Origin of the sequence: Mycolicibacterium bacteremicum (assembly GCF_002086115.1) — a bacterium.
Taxonomy (GTDB): Bacteria; Actinomycetota; Actinomycetes; order Mycobacteriales; family Mycobacteriaceae; genus Mycobacterium; species Mycobacterium bacteremicum.
Window position 1 is genome coordinate 21,037 of the sequence record NZ_MVHJ01000028.1, and the last position, 20,697, is coordinate 41,733.

The 20,697-nt window shown below is 68.4% G+C and carries 21 protein-coding genes; 13 read left to right on the plus strand and 8 right to left on the minus strand.

The features are described from left to right. Positions 1-34: 34 nt before the first annotated feature. A complete protein-coding gene (locus BST17_RS29895; protein ID WP_165762336.1) occupies positions 35-1,765 on the minus strand; it encodes a hypothetical protein in 1,731 nt (576 codons plus the stop codon). 347 nt (positions 1,766-2,112) lie between these two features. On the opposite strand from BST17_RS29895, the gene BST17_RS23290 reads away from it, so the two are divergent. After that, positions 2,113-2,796: a VldE C-terminal domain-containing protein gene (locus BST17_RS23290; RefSeq protein ID WP_234807787.1), complete on the plus strand. Its 684-nt coding sequence runs from the start codon at positions 2,113-2,115 to the stop codon at positions 2,794-2,796. A gap of 10 nt (positions 2,797-2,806) precedes the next feature. On the opposite strand, the gene BST17_RS23295 is transcribed toward BST17_RS23290, so the two are convergent. Next, positions 2,807-4,873 carry an alkaline phosphatase family protein gene (locus BST17_RS23295; protein WP_234807788.1) on the minus strand — a complete coding sequence of 689 codons (2,067 nt, stop codon included), beginning with the start codon at positions 4,871-4,873 and terminating at the stop codon, positions 2,807-2,809. A gap of 133 nt (positions 4,874-5,006) precedes the next feature. On the opposite strand from BST17_RS23295, the gene BST17_RS23305 reads away from it, so the two are divergent. Next, positions 5,007-5,960, plus strand: coding sequence for a lytic transglycosylase domain-containing protein (locus tag BST17_RS23305; protein ID WP_083061313.1), 954 nt, complete (start codon positions 5,007-5,009; stop codon positions 5,958-5,960). Here BST17_RS23305 and BST17_RS23310 read toward each other — a convergent pair whose 3' ends face one another. Beyond that, entirely contained in the window at positions 5,961-6,959 is a 999-nt protein-coding gene (locus tag BST17_RS23310; protein WP_083061273.1) for a zinc-binding alcohol dehydrogenase family protein, read from the minus strand. Between the two features lie 214 nt (positions 6,960-7,173). On the opposite strand from BST17_RS23310, the gene BST17_RS23315 reads away from it, so the two are divergent. After that, positions 7,174-8,553: an FAD-dependent oxidoreductase gene (locus BST17_RS23315; RefSeq protein WP_083061314.1), complete on the plus strand. Its 1,380-nt coding sequence runs from the start codon at positions 7,174-7,176 to the stop codon at positions 8,551-8,553. Between the two features lie 66 nt (positions 8,554-8,619). Here BST17_RS23315 and BST17_RS29395 read toward each other — a convergent pair whose 3' ends face one another. Further along, positions 8,620-8,772, minus strand: coding sequence for a hypothetical protein (locus BST17_RS29395; RefSeq protein WP_165762337.1), 153 nt, complete (start codon positions 8,770-8,772; stop codon positions 8,620-8,622). A 216-nt stretch (positions 8,773-8,988) separates the two neighbouring features. On the opposite strand from BST17_RS29395, the gene BST17_RS23320 reads away from it, so the two are divergent. The 5 genes from BST17_RS23320 to BST17_RS23340 all read left to right on the plus strand — a co-directional run bounded on the left by BST17_RS23320 (position 8,989) and on the right by BST17_RS23340 (position 12,031). Beyond that, positions 8,989-9,678: a hypothetical protein gene (locus BST17_RS23320; RefSeq protein WP_234807789.1), complete on the plus strand. Its 690-nt coding sequence runs from the start codon at positions 8,989-8,991 to the stop codon at positions 9,676-9,678. Continuing rightward, entirely contained in the window at positions 9,675-10,010 is a 336-nt protein-coding gene (locus BST17_RS23325; protein ID WP_083061275.1) for a hypothetical protein, read from the plus strand. The genes BST17_RS23320 and BST17_RS23325 overlap by 4 nt, the downstream gene beginning before the upstream one ends. A gap of 95 nt (positions 10,011-10,105) precedes the next feature. Then, entirely contained in the window at positions 10,106-10,951 is an 846-nt protein-coding gene (locus tag BST17_RS23330; RefSeq protein ID WP_083061276.1) for an SH3-like domain-containing protein, read from the plus strand. A 7-nt stretch (positions 10,952-10,958) separates the two neighbouring features. Beyond that, a complete protein-coding gene (gene scnC / locus BST17_RS23335; RefSeq protein ID WP_083061277.1) occupies positions 10,959-11,672 on the plus strand; it encodes a thiocyanate hydrolase subunit gamma in 714 nt (237 codons plus the stop codon). 5 nt (positions 11,673-11,677) lie between these two features. Beyond that, positions 11,678-12,031 carry a thiocyanate hydrolase gene (locus BST17_RS23340; protein WP_083061278.1) on the plus strand — a complete coding sequence of 118 codons (354 nt, stop codon included), beginning with the start codon at positions 11,678-11,680 and terminating at the stop codon, positions 12,029-12,031. 3 nt (positions 12,032-12,034) lie between these two features. On the opposite strand, the gene BST17_RS23345 is transcribed toward BST17_RS23340, so the two are convergent. Genes BST17_RS23345 through BST17_RS23355 form a run of 3 tightly spaced genes read right to left on the minus strand, consistent with a single transcriptional unit; the run spans position 12,035 to position 13,955 of the window. Then, positions 12,035-12,637: an energy-coupling factor transporter transmembrane component T family protein gene (locus BST17_RS23345; protein WP_083061279.1), complete on the minus strand. Its 603-nt coding sequence runs from the start codon at positions 12,635-12,637 to the stop codon at positions 12,035-12,037. Further along, positions 12,634-13,320: an energy-coupling factor ABC transporter ATP-binding protein gene (locus tag BST17_RS23350; RefSeq protein ID WP_083061315.1), complete on the minus strand. Its 687-nt coding sequence runs from the start codon at positions 13,318-13,320 to the stop codon at positions 12,634-12,636. The genes BST17_RS23345 and BST17_RS23350 overlap by 4 nt, the downstream gene beginning before the upstream one ends. Continuing rightward, positions 13,317-13,955, minus strand: coding sequence for a biotin transporter BioY (locus BST17_RS23355; RefSeq protein ID WP_207573705.1), 639 nt, complete (start codon positions 13,953-13,955; stop codon positions 13,317-13,319). The genes BST17_RS23350 and BST17_RS23355 overlap by 4 nt, the downstream gene beginning before the upstream one ends. 105 nt (positions 13,956-14,060) lie before the next feature. Here BST17_RS23355 and BST17_RS23360 point away from each other — a divergent pair, with 105 nt between their 5' ends. Further along, entirely contained in the window at positions 14,061-15,077 is a 1,017-nt protein-coding gene (locus BST17_RS23360) for a TerC family protein (RefSeq protein ID WP_083061280.1), read from the plus strand. A 31-nt stretch (positions 15,078-15,108) separates the two neighbouring features. Then, positions 15,109-16,689, plus strand: a complete 1,581-nt coding sequence (locus tag BST17_RS23365) for an MFS transporter (protein ID WP_083061281.1) — start codon at positions 15,109-15,111, stop codon at positions 16,687-16,689. A 293-nt stretch (positions 16,690-16,982) separates the two neighbouring features. Here the strand turns inward: BST17_RS23365 and BST17_RS29745 are convergent, their stop codons facing one another. Next, on the minus strand, positions 16,983-17,966 hold the full coding sequence (locus tag BST17_RS29745; protein ID WP_083061282.1) for a hypothetical protein: 984 nt from the start codon (positions 17,964-17,966) through the stop codon (positions 16,983-16,985). A 157-nt stretch (positions 17,967-18,123) separates the two neighbouring features. Between BST17_RS29745 and BST17_RS23380 the strand changes: the two genes are divergently transcribed. The 3 genes from BST17_RS23380 to BST17_RS23390 all read left to right on the plus strand — a co-directional run bounded on the left by BST17_RS23380 (position 18,124) and on the right by BST17_RS23390 (position 20,676). Then, positions 18,124-18,981 carry an oxidoreductase gene (locus BST17_RS23380; RefSeq protein WP_083061283.1) on the plus strand — a complete coding sequence of 286 codons (858 nt, stop codon included), beginning with the start codon at positions 18,124-18,126 and terminating at the stop codon, positions 18,979-18,981. A gap of 107 nt (positions 18,982-19,088) precedes the next feature. Beyond that, entirely contained in the window at positions 19,089-19,682 is a 594-nt protein-coding gene (locus BST17_RS23385) for a PadR family transcriptional regulator (protein WP_083061284.1), read from the plus strand. A 7-nt stretch (positions 19,683-19,689) separates the two neighbouring features. Further along, complete coding sequence (locus BST17_RS23390) at positions 19,690-20,676, plus strand: NAD(P)H-dependent flavin oxidoreductase (protein ID WP_083061285.1); 987 nt, start codon at positions 19,690-19,692, stop codon at positions 20,674-20,676. The last annotated feature ends 21 nt before the right edge of the window (positions 20,677-20,697 follow it).

Genomic DNA, 20,697 nt, shown 5'->3' on the forward strand with positions numbered 1-20,697 from the left:
CTGTCGGGACTATGCACTCTTGTCCCTGTCGGGACTACGCACCGTTGTCGGCGCCCTCATTGCCCGGGCGACCGCCGGGACCACCGCCGGCGCCGCCCTGCCCGTTGGAAGCGCCGCCGTTGCCGCCGTTGCCGCCGAGGCCACCGAAGCTGCCACTGCCGCCGTCGCCGCCGTTGCCTCCGGTACCCGACGTGATGCCCTGGTCGCCGATCCCGTTGCCGCCGTTGCCGCCACGACCACCGCCGGTCAGGATGCCGCGGCCGTCACCACCGTCGCCGCCCTCGCCGCCGGTGCCGCCCTGGAGTTCCTTGGTTCCGTCGCCACCGTCGCCGCCGCGGCCACCGCCACCGAGTGCCAGGCCGCTTCCGCCGCCGCTGCCGCCCGCGCCACCGGTGGCCTCACCGGTGGTCGCGGTTCCGCTGCCGCCGTTACCGCCACGGCCGCCGCTGCCCAGGATGGCGTTGCTCCCGCCGCTGCCGCCGGCGCCACCGGTCGCATTTCCGGTTGTCGCGGTGGCGTCGCCGCCGGTGCCGCCCCAGCCGCCGCCGCCGACCTCGACGACACCGCCGGTGCCGCCGGCACCACCGACCGCCGAACCACCGCCGCCCGCGGTGGCGCTACCGCCGTTGCCGCCGCGCCCCGGGTCGTACAGGCCCTGGCCGGCGTCGCCGCCCGCACCGCCGGTGGCGGTGCCGAGGCCGTCGCCCTGAGCGGTGCCGCCGGCACCGCCGTCGCCACCGCCGCCCACGATGCCCGCGGTGCCGCCATTGCCGCCGGCGCCGCCGACCGCGTTGGCGCCCTCGGCGCTGCCGCCGTTGCCGCCGTGACCGCCGTTGCCGCCGATCAGGCCGGCCGCGCCACCATCGCCGCCCGCACCACCGGTCTCGTCCGCGCCGGCCTGGTCACCGTCGCCGCCGCGCCCGCCGTCACCGAAGATCAGACCGCCGCGTCCGCCGTTGCCGCCGTCGGCGTTCAGTCCGGAACCGTCGCCACCGCGTCCACCATTGCCGAGAAGTCCTGCCGCGCCGCCGTTTCCGCCACCGAGGCCACCGTCGCCACCGCTGCCGAGAAGGCCGCCCTGGCCACCGTCGGCACCGAAGCCACCGGCACCACCGTTGCCGAACAGCAGGCCGCCGCGGCCGCCGTTGACACCCGCGGTGATGGAGCTGAAGCCGTTGCCGATCAGCAGGCCGCCATCGGGATTGGAAAGCGTGCCGTTGCGCACGAAGAAGCTGACGACCGGGATGCGCCCGCCGATGTCACCGAGTAGGCCGGCGATCACGCCGGGCAGATCACCGAGGCTGGCCTGGGCGACCTGCAGGGCGCCGTCGGCAGCAGCCACCATCACGGTTACCTCGGTGTCGGAGTCACCACCGGTGCGCGCGACCGCATCGGCCAGCACCTGGGGCGAGAAGTCCGGCGCGCCCGAACGTGCGCTGCCAGCGCCGAATTCACCGGACGGTCCCCCCTCGGCGCTGCCGCCGGTGGGCACGAAGGTGATCAGCGTGCCGCCGGCATCCGCCGCGCCGGGCACGGCGGCCTCGGGCGCGGCCGTGCCGCCGCCGACCTGTGCACCATAGAGCGCGTTGGGCGCCGGGGCAGGCAGCACCGCAGCCGCGAGGACCGGTTGCGCGTGCACGATCGGCGGGACCGCGACCGTTGCCGGGGCGGCAACCTCGGTCCGATCACCCTCCGCCGAGACGACGGCGATGCCCGTCGTCGCGAGGACACCTGCTGCCAATGCCGAAAAGACTGTGCTGGGCACGTTTCCCACCGAAGCTCCTTAAGCTGACCCAATTTGCCGCGAGCAGTATGTCAGACATTTGCTTAGAAATCTCTCAGTTTGCGGCAGTCTGCGCAAAAGTCGGCATCCGACGGCTTGACGTCGGCGTTTACCGATGAGTTTCGCGCGCACTACCGTATCTTCATCAAGATCATTGCCATCGACACGGTTTTGCTGCGCGCAATTTCGGCGGTGCTGCGACCCCGTCCTGAGCCGGTAGCTGTCCGTCGGAGTCGATCGCCGGGCGCACACCGCCGCCCGTCCCGGGTCGTTCGACGCGCCCGTCGACTTCGCCGACATTGCCATGAGCGGCGCGGTCGGGGTTTAAGGTGCAGTCCGTGAGCAGATTCGGGTTAGCCGGCAACCGTGGGCGGTGGTTGGCGCTCACGATGTCGGTGGTGGTGTCCGCGGCGGTGCTCGTCGCGCAGAACGCCACCCCGCCCGTCCACCCCGAAGAAGTCCCGGCCGCCGGCGCGCCGAGCACCGCACCCGCACAGCTGCCGGCGTTCTCCCCCATGCCCGGGCAGAGCGCGACCGAGGCGGAATTGTTGGCCGCCAGCGTCCCCGTCGAACCGCGGGTGCTGGACTTCCCGCTCGATCCCGGGGTGGCCCCGGAATCGAGCCTGCAGGTCAAGACGATCTGGGTGGCCCGCGCCATCAGCATGATGTTTCCCGAGATCACCACCATCGGCGGATACCGCCAGGACGCACTGAAGTGGCATCCCAACGGGTTGGCCATCGACGTGATGATCCCCGATCACAACAGCGAGCAGGGAATCGAACTCGGCAATCAGATCGCCGGGCTCGCACTGGCCAACGCCGAACGCTGGGGCGTCATCCACGTCATCTGGCGACAAGGCTTCTACCCCGGCATCGGCGCCCCGAGCTGGACGGCCGATTACGGTTCCGAGACCCTGAACCACTTCGATCACGTCCACATCGCCACGGATGGGGGCGGCTACCCCACCGGTGACGAGTCCTACTACCTCGGTTCGATGACACCGGCTCGATAGGGCCTTGGCATCAGACCGCGACAGCGGCGTCCCCGCACTGACCGGCCACCGCGTTCGGGTCGCCGCACACGGCGACCATCGTGATCACCTGGTTGGGGTCGTAGGGCGTGATGTCGGGCTCGGCCGGTGGCCACAGCGGGAAGATGCTGGCGCCGGTCACGCCGGTGATCCGCGCGACGATCTGCGCGGCGAAATTGGTCACCACGTAGCCGAGGTCGCCGAGGAACTCCGCCGGACCGACGGCCGCGCCGGCCAGGAAGCTGACCAGGAAGATGTTCTGGCCGGCAACGTCTTTGAGACCTCCGACGACGGTGTCGACGAACTGGCCCAGGAAGTACGGGATGGAGGCGAAGATGGTGCGCGCCCCCAGCGCCACATTGGTGACGATATCGGGGTAACCGTTCTTCTCGATGATGTCCTGCAGGGCGGCCCGCAGGGCGTCGTCACTGTTGATCGGGGTGACGTTGTCGTCGAGGTCGGTCATCGACGTGCCGTCGCTGTTCGGCCGGACCGGGACACCGAAGATGGTGGCCACCGTCGGTGTGACGTCCACGATCTCGTACTGAAGATTCACCGTGCCCGCGTCGAAACCGTCACCGCGGACGACGACGAATGTGCCCGTCTCGTCCGGGGATTGGAATCCGTGACCGAGCCCGCGCTGGGGCTGGTGCCCGTGATCGGTGACCATGATGACCGTCCACGTCTCACCCGGATTGGCGGCCTCCCACGCCGCGACGTCGGCCATGATCTCACCGAGATTGCGATCGAAGTTCAGCAGCGCATCCTTGTACTGCTGCGACGCCCCGCCGTACATGTGCCCGACCTCGTCCACACCGACGAAGTAGCTGAAGACGAAGTTGGCGACGTTCGGGTCGGCGCCGAGGATCACCGACTCGGTGACGTCGCCGACGGCGTCATCGGTGAGCATCCAGTTGGTGTCGCCGGGCACCTGGGCGATGTAGCGGATGTCGTCGGCCGGGGTGCTGCCCGCCCCGGCGATGGCGGCGATGACGTCCCAGTTGGCGATGGTGGTGGTCTGGATGCTCGGATCATGGTCTTCGAGCTGGTTGAAGATCGTGGGCCACTTGTCATAGGTCCACGGCGTGAAGATGTTGTTGATGACACCAGTGCGCTCACCCCAGACCCCGGTCAGGATCGACGACCAGGACGGGTTGGAGATGGTGGTGTGCCCGACGATGCTCGACGGGGCGGTGCTGCTCTGCTGGATCAGCTGGAAAAAGTTGGCGTTGGCGGGATCGGCCAGCACCCGGCTGAGGTTGGTGCCGTCCACGCCGATCAGCAGGACGTTCTTGGTCTGCACCGACGCGGTCGTCACCGCCTGCGCAGATGTGGTGCGCCGCAGCGTGTTGCGCTCCAACTCATCGCGCACCGCGGCCAGTGCCGCGACCGCCACCGCGGCCTGCAGCGGCGGCGCCTCCGGGTTGGTCTCCACCAGCGGCTGATCCCCGGCGGCCGAGGCGAGCTCGGCGGCTTCGCCCGAGGCGGCCCCGCGCAGCACCGGATCCACGGTCTGGACCGGGCCGGAGACGGCCGCCGGCAGCGTGGCGGCGGTGGCCGTGGCGGTGGACGTGGGGACGGTGGCCGACCGCGCCGGCGCCGACAGCGTCACCGTCGTGACCCGCTGGGTGTCGGCCTGCACCGCGGCCGGCGCCGTCTCGGCCGGTGGGCGCTCCTCGAGTCGGACCCGGCCGGCCGCCCGGCGCTCGATGGCCCCGGCCGCCCCGGCCTGCCGAGGGGACTTCTTCGCGGTCTTGCGGCCCTGTTGGGTGGTCCCGGCGCCCTCCGACGACGATGACGACGAAGACGACGGAGATGACGACGATGAGGTCGGCTCGGCGGTCGAGGATCCGGCGGACTGCGGCCCACCCGCCGTGGCGTCCGACGCGTCCGATCCCTCGGACCCCGACGTACCCGATGAGGTACTCGACGAGCTACCCGAGGGCGACGACCCACCGGTCGAATCCGCGAACGCCACAGGCGCAGAAGCCAATGCAACCCCGACGCCGAGCGTCACCGCCAACGCCCCCACCCGACCGATGTGCTTGGCGTAACCCATGAGAGTCCTTTCGAAGGCGGTACGGATCCGCAGCGTCGACCCGCCCGATGACGGCGGTTGCTATGGTCGCCACATCGTTGTCACACGCTGCTCGGTGAAGCTGTACCGCAAATTACGCCCCGGACACCGTCCGGTGGCCGGGAATGCACGACTTGGGCTGGCCGTGTTGTCGGCGACGGCGCTGCTGGTGTCGTGCGCGCAGACCCCATCGCCGGCCCAGCCGGCCGAACCTTCCGCGCCGGCGAACCCGCCGCAGGCCGAATCCGCTGCTCCGCCAAGCCCACCCCCGCTGCCGGCAACACCGCTGCCCGCGCAGCCCCGGCTGGCGGCCGATCCGGTACAGATCGCCGACGATCTGGTCGCCGACGAGCGCACCCTGCGCAAGCCCGGCTCATCCGAGGAACTGTTACGGGAAGCCGCGCGGCGCCAACAGATGGCCTACCGCACCATCGGCAGGCACCCCGAGTGGGACACGGTCGTGCGCCCGCGCATCGCGCCGGAGTTCGCAGCGATCTACGACCTGAACATCAGTGCGCGCCGGCACCTGGATGCGCTGCTCACCACCGAGGCCAACTCGACGCTGCCGGCCTGGCGGATCGTCGCACCCCCACCGGCCGGCGAATTGCTCGGTCACTACCGGGAGGCCGAGGCCGCGTCCGGGGTCGGCTGGCACTACCTGGCCGCGGTGAACCTCGTCGAGACCCGGCTGGGCAGCATCACCGGCACCTCCAGTGCCGGGGCGCAGGGGCCGATGCAGTTCCTGCCGTCCACCTTCGCCGCCTACGGAGAGGGCGGCGACATCCACGCACCACGCGATGCGATCCTGGCCGCCGGCCGCTACCTGGCCGCCAACGGATTCGTCGGCGATCCCGCCCGCGCGCTGTTCCGGTACAACAACTCCGATGACTACGTGTCCGCGGTCAAGGATTACGCGGCGGTGCTGGCGGCCGACCCGGCCGCAATGACCGGGTACCACCGCTGGGAGGTCTACTACCGGACCACCGCGGGAGATGTGTTGCTGCCCATCGGCTATGAGCAGGTCTCCCCCGTGCCGGTGGCCGATTATCTCGCGGCCCACCCGCAGTGACTACCGCGTCACGACGACCTTGCCGATCATCCGGCCAGATTCCACCGCACGATGTGCTTCGCGGATCCCCTCGGCGTCGAATCCGGTCACGATGCTGGTGACGGTGGTCGCGATCTCGCCCCGGTCGACCAGATCCGCCGTCGCGGCCAGCAGCTTCTGCTGGGCGATCATGTCGTAGCCGAACAGCGCCCGGGTGAACATCAGCTCCCAGTGCCAGGCGATGCTCTTCTCCTTGAGCACCACCAGTTCCAGTCCTTCGGGCTCATCGATCGCGGTGATGTGCCCAAAGGGGCGCACGATCTCGGCGTACACGTCGACGTTGCCGGCCGAGTGCGGTGAGAAGAGGTAGTCGATGCCCGCTGGTGCGATGTCGCGGGCCTGGGCCGCCAGGTCGTGGTGGTCGATGACGGCGTCGGCGCCCATCGTGAGGGCCCACTCGCGCGAATCCGGCCGGCTGGCCGTACCGATCACCCGCACGCCGGTCAGCTTCTTGGCCAACTGGATCAGCACCGATCCGACTCCGCCGGCCGCGCCGAGCACCAGCAGGTCACCGGTCGACCCGGCGGTCAGCGCGAACCGCTCGAACAGCGTCTCCCACGCCGTGATGGTGGTCAGCGGCAGGGCGGCGGCCTCGGCGAAGGACAGCGAACTCGGTTTACGCGACACGATCCGCTCGTCGACGGCATGCAGATCGGCATTGGTGCCCGGCCGGCTGACATCGCCGGCGTACCAGACCTCGTCGCCCACCGACAGGGTCGTGACCGCCGGCCCCACCGCCTCGATGACACCGGCGGCATCGTGACCGAGGATGACGGGTTCCACCGTGGGCTGCAGCGCGCCGCGACGCTTGATGTCGACCGGGTTCACCGATACCGCTTCGACACGCACCAGGACATCGTGTGGGCGCAGATCCGGCACGTCGATCTCGATGTTCTGCAGCGCTTTCGGATCATCGACCGGTAGTCCGTCGAATGATCCGACCGCCCTCATCGTGGCCATGTGCGTTTCCTCTCCGCTGGAGATGACAGTCCTCGGCGTCGGACGCCGATCCCTCGGCGCTCGCCCGAGGCGTTGCAACACCGTCGGCGCCCGCTGGCATTCCTGCCCAGCCGAAGGAGCCTGCCGACCGCGCCCCGTGCCGACCGGATAAGAATGCGACATCGCCGCGTTGTTCACCGGGACAACCGCTGCACGCCGGATGAAGGAAGACGCCATGGGATCGCATCTGTCGGTGGACCTGCTGGTCATCGGGTTCGGCAAGGGCGGCAAGACACTGGCCGCCGCGCTGGGCAATCGGGGCCGCAGCGTGCTCCTCGTCGAACAGTCACCGGCGATGTACGGCGGGACGTGCATCAACGTCGGGTGTGTCCCGACGAAAGCGATGGTCTACCGCAGCGAGCAGCGCCGCCCCGGTGACGACGGCGTCGCCGCGCACAATGCTGCGGTGGCCGCGACCGCGGCTCTGACCGCCGACCTGCGCGCGGTGAATTTCGGTATCTTCGAACCGATTCCGAGCGCCACCGTGCTGACCGGACGGGCTGTGTTCACCGGGCCGACCTCGGTATCGGTGGCAACTGCGGACGGCGAGGTCACCGTCACGGCCACCGACATCGTCATCGGTACCGGTTCGGTGCCCGCCGTTCCGGACATCCCCGGCCTGCGCGACTGCCCGGTGGCCGTCACGAGTGCCGAACTGTTGGAACGTATTCCGCGCCCGGACCGGTTGGTGGTGCTCGGCGGCGGATACATCGGCCTGGAATTCGCATCGATGATGGCCGGTTTCGGAACCGAGGTGACCGTTCTGGAACACCATGCGCAGATCCTGCGCGCCGAGGACGACGACGTCGCTGCGGCGGCCCGCGACCTGCTCCGACGGCGCGGGGTGGACATCATCACCGGCGCCGGCATCGAACGGGTCGACTCGGTCGACGGCGGCGCCCGCGTGAGCTATGCGGTCGATGGCCATCTCGACACGGTGGATGCCGATACGATCCTGGTCGCCCTCGGCCGTGTCCCGGACACCGCGGGCCTCGGGCTGGAGGCGGGCGGGGTACGCACCACAGCCGAGGGCGCCATCGTGGTCGACGAATTCCTGCGCACCAGTCAGCCGCACGTGTATGCCGTCGGCGATGTCAACGGCGGCCCGCAGTTCACCTATATCTCCCTGGACGATCACCGCATCGTGCTCGATCAACTGCTGGGCACGGCCGATCCGCGATCGACCTCACAGCGGCTCGCCGTGCCGAACTGCCTGTTCCTGACCCCGCCGCTGGCCCGTGTCGGGATCACCGAACGGGAGGCACGCCAGACCGGTCGGGATGTGCGGGTGGCGGTCAGCCCGGTGGCGAAGCTGGCGACAGTGCCGCGGGCCCGCATCGTCGGGGAGACCGACGGGCTGATGAAGCTTGTCGTGGAGGCCGAGACCGATCTCATCCTCGGGGCTGCCCTGTTGTGCCACGATGCGCACGAAGTCATCAACCTGGTGGCGCTGGCGATGCGCCACGGCATCACCGCGACGGCGATGCGCGACGGGATCTACACCCACCCGTCGATGTCCGAGTTCTTCAATCAGCTGCTGGGAATGCTGCGCTGACCGGTCCGGGGCCGTGCGCCGAACCGGTGCGCAATATCAGTGCGCGATGTCAGTGCGCAAAAAATGTCAGGCCGCAACGATCGGACCGGGCACCGAATCCGACGGTTCGGCGTGCGCCGCGGTCAGCAGCGGCGCACACACCGCGCATGGCTGCGGCCCGATCACGGGATAGCCGCACCCCGGGCACAGACCGACCCGCCGCTCTCCTGCATTCGTCATCGGGGTTCCTTTCGCCGACGCCGGCATACCCGTCGTAGGCAAATTTCATTCGGTCGACGTCAATATTTTCGCCACGCGTCCGAGTCCGCGTTTTCGGCACCGATTTCGGTGCGGTTTCGGCGGGCTTCGGCGCGCCGGACGATTTTCGCACGCCGCGGACGCGAAGATACAAATGTGGTTGTTGATGCGAATGTGACTGATGGTGAGAACCCCCCGGTGACGTCCGGGGAGCAGTCCGCCGAACCGGCAGCAGCGCCCATCACCGGGACGGCGGCACCGACCCCGCGCCCGAAACGGGAATGGTCGCTACCGAAGAATCCGGTGACCCGCCGGCATGTCGACCGGGCCGGCCGGGTCGCCCTCGACGTGGGCGGCTCGCTCGGCCGGTCCTGCGCACGCGGCGGCCGCGCAGTGGCACAGTCCGTCGCGTCGGTTCCGCCGACCGTGCGCGCCCTGGTCGTGCTCGCGTGCCTGATGCTGCTGGGCATCGTCGGTTCCATCGCCTGGCAGGACACCGCCGGCCTGCTGTGCTCGGTGGTGGTCATCCCGGTATGTGCCATCGCGCTCGGCGCGCTGGGCCAGCGCTGGTTCGGCGGCGCGCACGTCCAGCAAACCCAGTCCACGGGGGCCGCCGCGCCCGGGGAGACCGACCTGCAGCGCTCGGTCGAGTACATCGACACGAAGCTGACATTGGCGCTGAACGCATTCGGTGCCGAACGTCAGCAGTCGGCGATGATCGCACTCTTCCAGGCCAAGACAGCCATCGAACTCACCCTCGGGACCGAGCAGAGCGCCGCCACGGCCATCGAGACGCTGTTGACCGTCGACGAGAACGCGGCCCGCCCGCGCATCCGGGCCGGTGCGAAATCTGCGCTGCGCGACACCAATTCTCTGGCGGCATCGTGAACGGCCAGGTCGCCCACATCGAGGATGACTACACCCTGGTCATCAACCGGGGCGCGCAGGCGGGCGTCACGGCGGGCATGGTGTTCGCGGTGCACTCCGATTCCGGTGCGGTCATCACCGACCCAGAGTCCGGCCGGGAGCTGGGCCGGCTCAACCGGGAGAAGGTGCGGGTCAAGGTGTTCGACGTGCATCCGCTGTTCGCCAGGGCCCACACCTTCGCCCGCACCGACGATGTGCACGGGCTGTTCCAGGCGACGGCGGTGGTGACGATCGACGTCGGCGACACCGTCGAGCTGGTCGGTGCCGACACCCGGCTCGCCGAGAGCGGCTGATTCACCCGGTCCGATTCGGCCGGTTTGCTGCGCCGAGGGGCTCGGGCGGTCCATGCTGAAACCCGACAGCCACCCCTCATCTCCTGGGACCGCCCATGCCAACAGCGGAAGAACGCATCAGACGGCTTGCCCTGCTCTCCCGGCTGCAGGCCACCTTCCCGGAGGACCCGGAATGGCCCTTCGCCGACCAGGTCACCGTCGACCACTTCTGGGCCTACCTCAAGAACGCCCACGACGTCGGCGGTGAACTCGATGTTCCGGCCGTCTATGCGAACAAGGAGGAGGAACACTGGGAGCTGATGACCTACGTGCTGTGCGAAGTGCTCGGCTGGCAGGGCATCTGGGTCTCCGAGGAACGTCGTCGGCTGGCGAATGTGGACGTCGGGCGCTCGATCTACCTCGGCTGGCCGTACTACAGCCGATGGCTCTGGTCGGTGGGGCGGGTGCTGATCGAGAAGAAGTACATCACCTGGGGTGAGTTCACCGATCGATTGGCCGAGGTGCAGCAGCGCTACGCCGGCCTGCCCGTCGGCTCCCATCTGGACGCCGCGCCCCGATTCGCCGGTGACGGCAGCCAGGTGGTGCGCAACAAACACCACCGGCACGCCCAGGGAATCGGTGATCCGCAGGTCTTCACCGGCCGTGCCGGTCCCGCCAGGTTCGCCGTCGGCGATCCGGTCGTCGTGCGTGATCTGCCGGCCATGTACTACACCCGGACTCCCGAATATGTCCGCGGTGCGGCCGGCGTCATCGCCGACCTGGCCTACGAGAGCCCCGCCCCCGAGGACGAAACCTGGGCCGACGAGGACGCCACGCCCGAGTGGTTCTACATCGTGCGGTTCCGCCAGACCGAGTTGTGGGGCGAGACCTACACCGGATCCGATCACGACACCCTGCAGACCGAGATTCCCGAGCGCTGGCTCGCCGCTGCCGACAGATAGGACGGCCATGTCCGACGACCACGATCATGCCCACGACCATGACCACGTCCGGACCGTCAAACCGATGGTCGACGAGATCACCGACTTCGAAGTCCTCGAGATCGCGCTGCGCGAACTGTGCATCGAGAAGGGTCTGTTCACCGCGGAACAACACCGGCACTTCACCGAGTTCGCCGAACAGATCGGTCCCACCCCGGCCGCCCGGTTGGTTGCCCGGTCGTGGCTCGACCCGGAGTTCAAATCACTCGTCCTCACCGATCCGATCGTCGCGTGCCGGGAAGTCGGCGTGGACTGGTTGGCGCCCACGGGATTCGGGACACCCAGCGACTTCGTCGCGTTCAAGGTTCTGGAGAACACCCCGGATGTCCACCACGTGATCGTGTGCGCACTGTGCTCCTGCTACCCGCGGCCGATCCTGGGCAACTCGCCGGAGTGGTACCGAACACCGAACTACCGACGCCGCATCGTGCGGTGGCCCCGCCAGGTGCTTTCCGAATTCGGCCTGAATCTGCCCGACGCGGTGCAGGTGCGGGTCGAGGACTCCAACCAGAAGCATCGGTTCATGGTCATGCCGATGCGCCCCGCGGGCACCGACGGTTGGACCGAAGAACAGCTGACCGAGATCATCACCCGGGACTGTCTCATCGGTGTCGCACTACCCACGCCGGGGGTCACCACGAATGTCATCACCCGTACCCGGCCCGCCGCCGATCCGATCTGACCGCGATGAAGACCCCGCCGCCCAACGCACCCATCGACGCACTCGATGAGATCTCGAGTCGTGGTCAGACCTGGCCCACCATGGCCGCCAAGTATGGGGTCGAAAACCCGCTGCCGCCGTGGAAGACCAGTCTGGACGGCCTCACCGACGCCTTGGACCAGGCCGGGTGCGACGGCGCACTCACGTTCAAGGACCGCCGCGACGAGGAGGACGTGCTCGCGGCGTCGCACTATCAGCATCTGCCGTACCCGGAGAATCAGTTGATGGCACTGGCGCATTCCTTGATCAGCCGGGGCCTCGTCGACGAGGACGCACTGCGCGACCGGATGGCTGCCGTACGCCGGCGGCTGGAATCCTGAGCCTCAGTCGATCCCGCGGGCGATCATCGCCTCGTTGAAATCGTCGGCCGCGCGCAGCGCCCCCACGATGACCGGGACGAACACGATCCGCGGGGTGATTCGCAGTCCGCGTGCCCGCCGCGCCTCGTCGACCTTGCCGATGATCTCGACCACCAGCGGAATCGAGCGGATCGTCAGTGCCAGCGCGACCGCCACCTGGCGGACCGGGAATCCGAACCGGGCCAGCGGCGTCATCGCCCGGGTCGCGGCATCCAACATCGCCGTCGTGCGGGTCGTCAGCGTCACCATCGCGGCCAGCGTCACCGCCAGCAGCAGCACCCCGCACACCACCAGAGCCCGGCGCCAGTCGGTGAGCACCACCTGCAAGATGAAAATGACGCCGACCACCCAGAGCACCTGTCGCAGTTGCACAATGAGCGCCCATACCGACAATCGCGCCGTGACGGCGGCCGACACGACGGCAACCGCGGCCACCGCCAGCCGAGCCGGCGAATCCACCAGCACGGTCATCACGATGATGATTGCGCCCAGCCCCACCAGCTTGACCCCGGCCGGCAGCCGATGCAGCCACGAGGCGCCCGGCCGGTAGTGCCCCAGCATCGTCACGTCATCAACCGCCGGTAGACCCGCAGCGCGGCGGCGGGTGCATCGTCGGCGACCACGCGGCCCTCATCGAGCACGATCACCCGATCGACATCCTCGACCAGCTCCAGGTCGTGGGTGACCACCACGAGCTGGGTGTCCAACGCGGCGAACGCCTTCCGCAGCATCCGCGCATTGCGCAGATCCAACAGCGTCGTCGGCTCGTCGGCCACCACCACGGCCGGCTCGGTGACCAGCACGGTCGCCAACGCCAGCAGCTGCTTCTGCCCGCCGGAGAGCAGATGCGCGGGCTGATCGGCATGCCCGGCCAGCCCGAAGCGGTCGAGCACCCGGGCCACCTGCGCGGTGCGCTCCGCGCGGCTCAACGGTCGGCGCGACAGCGAGAGCTCGACATCCTCGGCGACGGTCGGCATCAGGATCTGCCGGTCCGGGTCGGTGAACACGAATCCGACCAGCCGGCGCACCTGTTTGGCCGCCCGTCTGGTGTCCAGGCCGCGTACTCGCACCGAACCCGCGTCGGGCAGCACCAATCCGTTGAACAGTCGGGCCAGCGTCGACTTCCCGCTGCCGTTGGCTCCGACGATGCCCACCCGCCGCTCGCCGATGGTCAGCCAGATGTCGCGCAGCACCTGTCGGTCACCGAAGGCGTGCGAGACGCCGTCGACGACGATGGTCTGCTCGGTCACCCGCGCCCCTGGGGGTCCTCCGTCGCCGCGCTGGCCCCGGCGCGGCGCCGCCACGGGGTGATCAGCCCGGGCCGGGCGCGGTGCACCTGTGCGGCGACGACACCGCACAACACCGCCTTGGCGATATCGCCGGGGAGGTAGATGCCGTTGGTGGACAGCGCGGCCCACCACGACAGGTCGGTGCGCAGCATCAGCCCGGCGGTGCCGAAGAGGTAGATGACGGCCATCCCGCCGACAATGTTGATGCCGATGCCCCACAGCACCCGGTAGCGCGGCATCATCAGCGCGGTCAGCACCCCGATGACGATGACGGCGGGCAACCAGCCGACGAAGAAGCCGGCCGTCGGCGAGGACAGCGACACCAGTCCGGTCCGGCCGCCGGCCAGGATCGGCAACCCGGCGATGGCCAGCACGGCAAACAGCGCGACCGCCAGCGCACCCTTGCGCGGCCCGAGGATGGATCCGGCCAACATCACCCCGAGGGTCTGCAGCGTGATCGGCACCCCGCTGGGTCCGATGGTCAGTGTTCCGGGCAGGCCGAGCGCGGCGAGCAGACCAGCGAAAACCGCGGCCTGGGTCAGATCGCCGGACTCGAGGCGGCCGAACCGTCGCGGTGGGGAGGTCTGTGCGCTCACCGGAGAAAGTATGGTCGACGCCGCGGCGTGATTGACTACTCCCCCGACTGGGTACCGCTGATCTTGAAACCGGACGTGCCGGTCAGGCGGAGGTAGCGCGGACACATGCTCGATATCAGCCCGGTGACATGGGGTGTGACGATTGGGATCATCGTCGTGCTGCTGGCGGTGGATCTGCTGCTGGCGGCGCTGCGCCCACACCGGGTCGGCTTCAAGGAGGCGACGGCCTGGTCGGTGTTCTACATCCTGGTGGCGGTGGCGTTCGGCGTCTGGTTCGCCATGGCCTACGGCGGGGACGCCGGCACCGAGTACTTCGCCGGCTATCTCGTCGAGAAGAGCCTGTCGGTAGACAACCTGTTCGTCTTCGTGATCATCATGACGACGTTCGCGGTGCCCGAGGAGCATCAGCACAAGGTGCTGACCTTCGGCATCATCCTGGCCTTGATCATGCGGGCGATCTTCATCGCGCTCGGCGCGACGCTGCTCTCGCTGTTCTCCTTCATGTTCCTGATCTTCGGTCTGCTGCTGATCTACACGGCCATCCAGCTGTTCCGGCACCGCGACGAGGATCCCGATGTCGAGAACAACATCATGGTCCGGGCGACCCGCCGTTTCCTGCCCGTCACCGACGACTACGACGGCGGCAAACTGTTCACCCGCGCGAACGGCCAGCGGATGGCCACGCCGATGCTGGCGGTGCTGATCGCGATCGGCAGCGTGGATCTGCTCTTCGCGCTGGACTCGATCCCGGCGGTGTTCGGCATCACCAGCGAGGCGTACATCGTCTTCGCCGCCAATGCGTTCGCGCTACTCGGCCTGCGCGCTTTGTTCTTCCTCGTCAAGGGCTTGCTGGACCGGCTGGTGTACCTGTCTACCGGGTTGTCGATCATTCTGGCCTTCATCGGCATCAAGCTGGTGCTGCACTGGGGGCACGTCGACATCAACCCGAGCATCCCGGAGATCAACACCTACCTGAGCCTGGTCGTCATCATCGTCATCCTGGTGATCGTCACCGTCGCCAGCCTGATCAAGACGCGCAACGATCCCAGCGCGAAGGCGCATCCGGGTTCGCTGCGCGCCACTCGCCGCAAGCCGGAAGAGCAGGCCGATGGCACCGGGTGAGTCGGCGGACTGATCCGGCGGTGTCGGTCAGATGAGCTCTCCGGTTTCCACCTGGGCGCCCTTGCGGTCGCCGGTTTTCCGCGCGCTGTGGATCGCGCAGTTCGTCTCCAATCTGGGTACCTGGATGCAGACGGTCGGCGCACAGTGGATGTTGGTCGGCGATCCACGGGCGGCCGTGTTGGTGCCGCTGGTGCAGACCGCGACGACGCTGCCGGTGATGCTGCTGGCGCTGCCGTCGGGCGTGCTGGCCGACCTGATCGACCGGCGTCGGCTATTGATCGCCACGCAGGGGGCGATGGCCGCCACCGTCGGAATGCTGGCCGTGCTGACCGGGTTCGGGCTGACCACGCCGACGGTGTTGTTGCTGCTGTTGTTCCTGATCGGCTGCGGGGCCGCGCTGACCATGCCGGCCTGGCAGGCCATTCAGCCCGATCTGGTTCCGGCCCAGCAGATCCCGGCGGCCGCGGCGTTGGGCAGCATGAGCATGAACGGCGCCCGGGCCATCGGACCGGCGATCGCCGGCGCGCTGGTGTCGCTGTCCGGCCCCGAGGTGGTGTTCGGGCTCAACGCGGTGTCCTTCGCGGGTACCGTGGCGGTGCTGTTGTGGTGGCGTCGGCCGGCCACGGAGCAGAACTTTCCGTCCGAGCGTGCACTGGCGGCGCTGAGCGCCGGCGGCCGCTATATCCGCAGTTCGCCCATCGTGCGGCGGATCCTGTTGCGCACCGCGTTGTTCATCGGCCCGGCCAGCGCGCTGTGGGGCCTGCTGCCGGTGATCGCCGACCGCAAGCTGGGCCTGTCGGCGTCCGGGTACGGACTGCTGTTGGGTGCATTGGGGGTGGGGGCGCTGCTCGGCGCACTGGCCCTGTCCCGGTTGCGGTCGCGGTTCGGCGAGAACTCGCTGCTGCTGGTCGCCGCCGTCGGATTCGGTCTGTCGACAACCGTTCTGGCCTTGGTTGACAGCTTCGCCGCGGTCATGGTGGCGCTGGTGTTCGGTGGCACGGCCTGGCTGCTGTGCCTGTCGACGCTCAATGCGTCGATGCAGCTGAGTCTGCCGGGCTGGGTGCGGGCCCGGGGATTGTCGGTGTATCAGCTGACCTTCATGGGCGGTCAGGCGGTCGGTTCACTGGTCTGGGGATTGGTCGCGGGGGCGACGACACCGGTCATCAGCCTGCTGATCAGTGCCGGACTGCTGGGCATGTGCGCACTGTCGCTGCTGTGGTGGCCGCTGCACGCCAAGACCGGGAACATCGATCTGAGTCTGTCCACGCACTGGCCGGAGCCGGCGCTGCTGTTCGAGCCCGAACCATTGGACGGCCCGGTGCTGGTGATGACCGAGTACCTTGTGGATGCGGCCGACGAGGCCGAATTCATCGCGGCGATGTCCGTGCTGGGTCGGTCCCGGCAACGCACCGGTGCGGCACGCTGGCGGCTGTATCGCAGCATCGAACGCGAAAGGGTTTTCGTCGAGACGTTTATCGTGCGGTCCTGGGGTGAGCATCTGCATCAGCACCACACCCGGCAGACCGGGCAGGATCTGCTCATCGAGCAGGGCGTCGCCCGGTTTGTCGACGGGGTGTCACATCACCTGATCGCGGTGCGTACTACTCGGTGACGTCGAGTTCGTCGAGCAGGTGTCGGACCTGCCGCTCGATGGCATCGCGAATCGAACGCACCGCATCCACCCCTTGGCCGGCCGGATCGGGCAGTTCCCAATTCTATCCGGCCGGCGCCGGCCGAACCCCGCCGCTGTCGCTGCCGAATGTGAATCCCCTGCGGTGAAATTCGAGATTCTCCGCTGACGATTCACATTCGGCGATCGACCTCCAGTGTCGTGCCCACGAAATGGTCTGCCGGGTGGTGCTATTCGGCCGCCGCGGGTGAATCCGACGCCTCTTCGTCATCGCATCATGCCGCCCTCCCCGCGGCGCGCACCGCGGCGCACGCCTCCTCGAAGCGTGCCCACTCCTGTGGGGTCGGCCGCGGCCCCACGTCGGCCACCGCCGCCGCGCTGATCTCCGGGCTCGGCAGATTCTCGGCCGACAACAGCTCGGCGAGGTTCATCAGGTGGCCTGCCGGGCTGTCCGCGAAACTCTGGTAGACCCTCTTGCGCAGCCAGGATTGTGCCTCGGTGATACCGGCGTCGATATCGAGCGCCGGAGCGCCGATCTGCCCGCCGCACCGTCGCAGCTGTTCTTCGTAACGGTCCTCCCAGAACTCGGTCCGCCAACCGGGCCACAACTGCGGCAACCATCGCAGCAACCCCGGGGCGGGATTGGTCATCCACACCCCGAGCGTCTTGTTCGGCACGTTGACATAGACGCCGCTTTCCGGGATCGCTCCCAGTTGCAGAGTCGGTTGACCCGGCCCCGGCAGCATGTCCAGCAGACCCGGACCGTGCCACGCGGCACTGCTGCCCCACCACAGCGGCCAGGCGCGTACCCGACCGGTGCGGTCGATCACGGTGACGAGGTGATGCAGCCGCGCAGTGTCCTCGGCCAGGGTCAGTTCGGGCTCGGATGGCCTGTCACGCAAGGACGCCGGCGCCCCGACATAGGCGGCGATCTCCGCCGTCGCGCCGTACGCCCAGGACACCGTGTATCCCGGCCAGAGCAGGGCCAGCACCTCGAACATGGCCCGGCGTTCGTTCATGGTCGTCATGAGTTCCTCACCGAAGAACAGCAGTCGGTGTGCGGTGAGGTCGAGCAGCAGGCCGCCGTCCGCCCACAGTTCGTCGGTCCAGAATTCGCTGGTCTGCTGCGCCCGGATATAGCGTGCGGCCAGCTCCGGTCCGGCCAGCAATGCGTCAAGCAGGCGACAGCCCGCACAGTGCGCGTATCGCAGCTGCCAACCGTCGTCGTCCACCAACACGATGTTGGCCCTGTTCCCCATGGTGCCCCCTAGCGGATAGGCGCCGCCGCGCTGGCGGCGCTCAGTCGTTTCCAGCGCCGACGGCGCTCGTTGTCCGCAGTATCCGCCCGGCCTCCGACAAGCCCCGACAAGCTCGCGATCGCGGAATAATTCCGTCGGCAGCGAGGTAGTCTGACCCATGACGACAACATTCCCGCTGGGTCCGTTCACCGTGAAGCGCATCGGATTCGGCGCCATGCAGTTGCCCGGCCCCGGTGTCATGGGCCCGCCGCGCGACCACGATCAGGCCATCGCCGTATTGAAGCGGGCCGTCGAGCTGGGCGTCGACCATATCGATACCGCGCAGTTCTACGGACCCAACGTCGCCAACGAGCTCATCCGCGAGGCGCTGCATCCCTACCCCGGGGATCTCGCGCTGGTCAGCAAGGTCGGTGCGCGCCGCAACGAGCAGGGTGAATGGCTGTCCGCGCAGCAACCCGACGAACTGCGCGCCGATATCGAGGCGAACCTGGAAACCCTGGGCACCGATCGGCTGGCGGCGGTGAATCTGCGGATCCACTCCGGTGACCCCACCAGTGTCGGCCCGGTGGACCGGGAACTCTTCGATCGTCAGCTGACCGCGATGATCGGTGCCCGCGACGAGGGGCTGATTGCCGGGATCGGACTGTCCAGCGTGTCGGTCGAGCATCTTCGAATTGCCTTGGACCGCACCGAGATCGTCACCGTGCAGAACGCGTTCAACCTGGTCGACCGCTCATCACAGCCGGTGCTCGACCTGTGCACCGAGCACGGCATCTCGTTCGTGCCGTTCTTCCCGCTGGGCTCCGGATTCACCGCCGACAACCCGGTGCTGGGTAATGCCGCGGTCAAGGAGGCGGCCGCCGATCTGGGTTACACACCGGCCCAGATCGCGCTGGCGTGGACGCTGTCGGTGGCACCGAACGTGCTGCTGATTCCCGGCACCTCGTCGGTGGCCCACCTCGAAGAGAACGTCGCCATCGCCGACATCGAGCTGCCAGCCGACTTCACGCCGTAGCCGCCGGCGCCGTTCGCCGGCATTCGATTCACGCTGCACCGCGACCCGCGACGTCGGTCGCGGTGCTCGCGCGCGCACGCTGACCGTATCAATGATACGGTCGAGCCATGGCCGACGGTTCGCGCGTCACACACCTGTCCTACGTGGTGCTGGGCGTGATCGCCGTGCGCGGGCCGACGACCTCCTATCAGCTCAAGCAATACGTCGCCGAGTCGATCGCCTATCTGTGGCCCCTGCAGCACGCGACGCTCTACCGCGAACCGCGCCGGCTGGAAAGCATCGGATTCCTGCAGTCGGAGACCGAACCTGGCGGCCGCCGCCGACAGTTCTTCACCATCACCGAGCAAGGGCTTGCGTGCCTTCGTGATTGGCTGCGCGAGCCGTCCACCGCCCAACCGGCCGAGCTACACGACGAGGCGCTGCTCAAACTGCATTTCGGTGAGGTGGTCGACCCGTCGAGCATTCGCGATCTCGCCGAGACGCAGATCGTGGAACGCAAGGCGCGGCTGGCCTATTACGCCGATCTGCAGCGCCGTTACCAGGACCGGCCGGATCTGGGATACCCGTTGGCGACGCTGAAGGCCGGGCAGATGTTCGAGAAGGCCTCCATCGCGTTCTGGCGCGAGATCGCCGAGACCGCCGACGAGCTGGCGCCGGCACGGCCCAGCACGGCACAGTCCCCCGCCCCCGACCGAAAGTGATTGCCTGATGACCCTTCCCGATATCCTGCGTGACAACCTCGCCCTTCCCGTGGTCGCGTCACCGTTGTTCATCTGTTCGGGGCCGGAACTGGTGATCGCCCAGTGCAGCGCCGGCATCGTCGGGTCGTTCCCCGCCCTCAATGCCCGTCCCACCCCGGCGCTGCGGGAATGGCTGGAGCAGATCTCCACCACCCTGGCGACGCGCCGCCGGGAGCATCCCGAACTGATCACCGCGCCGTATGCCGTCAACCAGATCGTGCACAAGTCCAATGCGCGCCTGGAAGAAGACGTTCAGGCGTGCGTCGACTTCCAGGTGCCGATCGTCATCACGTCACTGGGCGCCCGCGCCGATGTCAACGACGCCATCCATTCCTACGGCGGCATCGTGCTGCACGACGTCATCAACGACACCTTCGCCCGCAAGGCCATCGACAAGGGTGCCGACGGCCTGATCGCGGTCGCCGCCGGGGCCGGCGGGCATGCCGGCACGATCTCGCCGTTCGCGTTGGTCCAGGAGATCCGCGCCTGGTTCGACGGGCCGCTGCTGCTCTCCGGTGCGATCGGCCACGGCCGCTCCATCCTGGCCGCGCAGGCCGCCGGCGCCGATCTGGCCTACATCGGCTCGGCGTTTTTGGCCACCACCGAGGCGCGGACCGAACCGGCCTACAAGGAGATGGTGACCGCCAGCGGGGCCAGCGACATCGTGTACTCGAATCTGTTCACCGGTGTGCACGGCAACTATCTGCGCGGATCGATCGAGGCGGCCGGCCTGGACCCGCACAACCTGCCCGTGTCGGACCCCTCGAAGATGGACTTCGGTTCGGGCGGCAACACCGACGCCAAGGCGTGGAAGGACATCTGGGGCGCCGGGCAGGGCATCGGACCCATCCGCGAGGTGCTACCGACGGCGCAACTGGTCGAACGGCTGACCGAGCAGTACGTCGACGCGCGGACCCGCCTGCTGACCGAGAGTCTGGCCGCCGCCGGGGCGTGACGAGGCGTCGACACGATTCGC

Bases quoted from the DNA above. Each gene is read 5' to 3' on its own strand.
- BST17_RS23310 (WP_083061273.1), bottom strand. From the start codon at position 6,959: ATGGCCACGATGAGGGCGGTCGGATCATTCGACGGACTACCGGTCGAT.
- BST17_RS23315 (WP_083061314.1), top strand. From the start codon at position 7,174: ATGGGATCGCATCTGTCGGTGGACCTGCTGGTCATCGGGTTCGGCAAG.
- BST17_RS23380 (WP_083061283.1), top strand. From the start codon at position 18,124: ATGACGACAACATTCCCGCTGGGTCCGTTCACCGTGAAGCGCATCGGA.
- BST17_RS23330 (WP_083061276.1), top strand. From the start codon at position 10,106: ATGCCAACAGCGGAAGAACGCATCAGACGGCTTGCCCTGCTCTCCCGG.
- BST17_RS23365 (WP_083061281.1), top strand. From the start codon at position 15,109: ATGAGCTCTCCGGTTTCCACCTGGGCGCCCTTGCGGTCGCCGGTTTTC.
- BST17_RS29395 (WP_165762337.1), bottom strand. From the start codon at position 8,772: ATGACGAATGCAGGAGAGCGGCGGGTCGGTCTGTGCCCGGGGTGCGGC.
- BST17_RS23295 (WP_234807788.1), bottom strand. From the start codon at position 4,873: ATGGGTTACGCCAAGCACATCGGTCGGGTGGGGGCGTTGGCGGTGACG.
- BST17_RS23390 (WP_083061285.1), top strand. From the start codon at position 19,690: ATGACCCTTCCCGATATCCTGCGTGACAACCTCGCCCTTCCCGTGGTC.
- BST17_RS23340 (WP_083061278.1), top strand. From the start codon at position 11,678: ATGAAGACCCCGCCGCCCAACGCACCCATCGACGCACTCGATGAGATC.
- BST17_RS23360 (WP_083061280.1), top strand. From the start codon at position 14,061: ATGCTCGATATCAGCCCGGTGACATGGGGTGTGACGATTGGGATCATC.
- BST17_RS23385 (WP_083061284.1), top strand. From the start codon at position 19,089: ATGGCCGACGGTTCGCGCGTCACACACCTGTCCTACGTGGTGCTGGGC.
- scnC (WP_083061277.1), top strand. From the start codon at position 10,959: ATGTCCGACGACCACGATCATGCCCACGACCATGACCACGTCCGGACC.
- BST17_RS29745 (WP_083061282.1), bottom strand. From the start codon at position 17,966: ATGGGGAACAGGGCCAACATCGTGTTGGTGGACGACGACGGTTGGCAG.